Origin of the sequence: Sphingorhabdus sp. (assembly GCF_044357595.1) — a bacterium.
In the GTDB taxonomy this organism is placed as follows: Bacteria; Pseudomonadota; Alphaproteobacteria; order Sphingomonadales; family Sphingomonadaceae; genus Sphingorhabdus_B.
This window is the reverse complement of sequence record NZ_JBIKPH010000200.1, coordinates 1-3049: the sequence shown is the minus strand read 5'-3', so window position 1 is coordinate 3049 and position 3049 is coordinate 1. Positions and strand designations below refer to the sequence as shown.

At 55.3% G+C, this 3049-nt stretch carries 3 protein-coding genes; 1 reads left to right on the top strand and 2 read right to left on the bottom strand.

Annotated features, from left to right (window positions below; all coding sequences use genetic code 11):
* Positions 1-174: 174 nt before the first annotated feature.
* A complete protein-coding gene (rnd, locus tag ACIQ2T_RS12945; RefSeq protein ID WP_397591163.1) occupies positions 175-1371 on the top strand; it encodes a ribonuclease D in 1197 nt (398 codons plus the stop codon).
* Position 1372: 1 nt separating this feature from the next.
* Here rnd and ACIQ2T_RS12940 read toward each other — a convergent pair whose 3' ends face one another.
* On the bottom strand, positions 1373-1957 hold the full coding sequence (locus ACIQ2T_RS12940; RefSeq protein WP_397591162.1) for an ATPase: 585 nt from the start codon (positions 1955-1957) through the stop codon (positions 1373-1375).
* A gap of 18 nt (positions 1958-1975) precedes the next feature.
* Positions 1976-3049, bottom strand: a 1074-nt coding sequence (locus ACIQ2T_RS12935) for a heavy-metal-associated domain-containing protein (RefSeq protein WP_397591161.1), incomplete at its 5' end; no start/stop codon positions are given.

Here is a 3049-nt window from a genome sequence, read left to right as displayed (position 1 = left end):
ACCCATCCCGACAGGCGGACGGTATCGCCCACATGGGAATCGCGAAGTTCGGCGCATTTGTGCGTACGATAGGCGTGCATTGTTTGCTCAATTCAAAAAAGCTGTGGAAAGCGCGCCTGTCAACAGTGCAGCGGCACTTTGTCAAGTCGTGAATGGGTGCTAGGGCAACGCCCAATGCAGATTCATTCACTTATCACCGACAGCAAACGTCTCGCCGAATTGTGCGCACGGCTTGCACAATCGCCCTTTGTCGCGGTTGACACCGAATTCATGCGGGAAAATACGTATTATCCCGACTTGTGCTTGGTTCAATTGGCGGACGCCAATGAAGCGGCGGCGATAGACCCAAAAGCAGAAGGTCTTGACCTCACGCCCATGCTGGAATTGCTGTGCGAAAATGAGGATGTGTTGAAGGTCTTTCACGCTGGTGGACAGGATATCGAGATTTTCTTTACCCTGACGGGTAAGACACCACACCCAATGTTTGATACCCAGATTGCCGCCATGGCGCTCGGTCAGGGTGAACAAATCGGTTACTCCAATCTTGTTGACCTTTGGATGGGTATACAATTGGATAAGGGCGCACGGTTCACTGATTGGTCGCGCCGGCCGCTTGATAAGCGCCAAATTGATTACGCGATTGCCGATGTCACGCATTTGTCGGTCATCTTTCCGATGATGTTGGAAAAGCTTAAGACAACCGGGCGCGGCGCTTGGTTGAATGACGAAATGGATCGAATTTCTGACGCGGCCAATTATCGCAACGATCCTGAAAACGCATGGTCGCGGATTAAGGTGCAATCGCGCAAACCCGAAGTGCTAGGCAGGCTTCAGGCAATGGCCGCGTGGCGCGAAAAGGAAGCGCAGCGCAAGAATATCCCGCGCGGGCGGATCATGAAAGATGAGACTCTGGCCGATATTGCCGCGCATCCCCCCAAAAGTCAGGTTGACCTTCCGAAAGTGCGCGGATTATCACCGGCATGGCGGGATAATGAGATTGGTGCGCGCCTGCTTGCTGTGATCGAGGGCAGCCAGCCAATGGCACGAGACAATCTGCCCGACCGAAGCCGATCGTCTCCCGGCGGCGGCAAGGATGGATCGCTTGTCGCTGACCTGCTTAAGCTGTTGCTGAAAATCCGCTCGCGCGAAATTAACGTTGCCCCGCGCCTGATTGTACGGACGGAGGAATTGGAACGCCTAGCCGCCGGAGAACGCGATGACCTTGAGGTTCTGACCGGCTGGCGCTTCGAACAGTTTGGCCGCGATGCGCTTGATCTGGTGGAGGGAAGACTTGCGTTCGCAGTCGTAAACGGAAAGCTCAAGATGACGCGCACGCATGAAGAAGACATGGTCCGAGAAACCGCAGCTTAAATCAGCTTTCGAGCACCTTTTTAACCAACGTCAAATTGACCGGTGCATTTTCCGCCAGTGCCATTGCGTTTGCCGACCGAGCAAATTTCTCGATTGCAGCAAAGCTGCGTTCAATACGGCGCTTCACATAGCTTAAAGCGTCCATACTGATCGCGGCACCGCGATCAGCTAGCTGTTTTTGCAGCAATTGCTCAATCATCTCATCATCTGGCGGCGCGATATCAAGCAACAATGCCGCGCCCAATCGCGATTGCAAATCGGGCAGCGAGATATTCCATTCTGCAGGCTGCCATCGCGAGATCAGCAATAACGGTACGCCGCTCTCCTGCGATCGGTTCCATGCATTAAACAATGTTTCAGCAGGCGCCGCTTCTGCCTCGTCGATGACAGTCCCGTTCTGCCCCGAAAAATATCGCGCCATAAGCGTTTTCCCGGATCGCGCGGGCCCAGTTAAAATCGCACAGCGTTTTGCCCAGCCAGCGGCACTTGAGAGACCCGCAAAGGCCGAAGCGTTGCATTCAGTGATGATCAGGCTGGAAGATGCGCCGCTTCGCAACTCGTCCAAAGGTAAGGCAATTTGGCGCATCGGTGCAGCTAAGTGCGCTTAAGGCCGTGGTTGCGGCACAGCAGGTGCAGGCGTCATCTGGTTCTGCGCTTCTGGCAATATGGACTTAACCACGTCATCGAGCGATGCTGTGCCGGCATTGCCCGGCGCAGAGTCGTCCCCATCAATTACACCATTGTCCTCAGCTTCTATCGCCAGGTCCTCATCCTCGACAACTTCGGGTTCAAGCATAAGCGATGCATCCGCACGCAACCGTCCTGATACAAACGCGGATTGAAACAGTTGATCCATTCGCACAACCGCCTGATCCATCATCGCAGCTATGCCCGCACTATCAGCAGCGCGCAGCGTGAAAGAACCCAGAAACCTGTTATCCGATCCGTAGCGCGCCGAGAAATGACCGATAACAGGACCGCCCGGCCATTGCCGCTCAATCCGTGCGATAGGAATGATGACGTCGGCTGCGCCAAATTGGTCTAGAATAGTGCGCCACCAGATGCGGCTACGTCTTTCCGATTGGCCAGCGTTCAACAATAGCGACTCGCCGCCGGCACCGCTTGGCCGGACATAATCAATATTGCTGTCCGCCGTGCGATATTTGGCCCAGCTGCGCTGCCACGATGTGCGTTGTTCAAAAACCGTGGGCGCACCTGCCGAATAGGTTATCGGCAAGAGAAGCAATGGCGCAGAACGCCTCTTTACACCGCTGACACCCAGCAATTGCCCGGCGCGTGCACGGTCGAACAATACACCAAGTTTTGCCACATAACGGCGCGGACCGATCTGTTCCTGTTCGACAACAATCGCAGCAACGATGCCATCCAGTGTCGAATCGGACAAGCCCGCCGCGGCGTTGCCATGGGTTTTGCGCCACAATGCCGCCCACGCAATGCGCTGCGCCTCTTCCCAGCCCTTCTCTCGAGCATCAAAGGCATTATTACCCAGTACATTGACCGAAACGCCTGTAACTTCAAAGTCGCCAGCGCTGGCGATCGGCGCTATTCCGCGCTTTGGTCCTTCAATCTGCGCAACAACAATCCCGCCGCCAACCAGCGCCAAAGGCAAGCCGATCGCCGCTACGCGCAGCCATTTTGTTCGGAAAATTGTCATCGC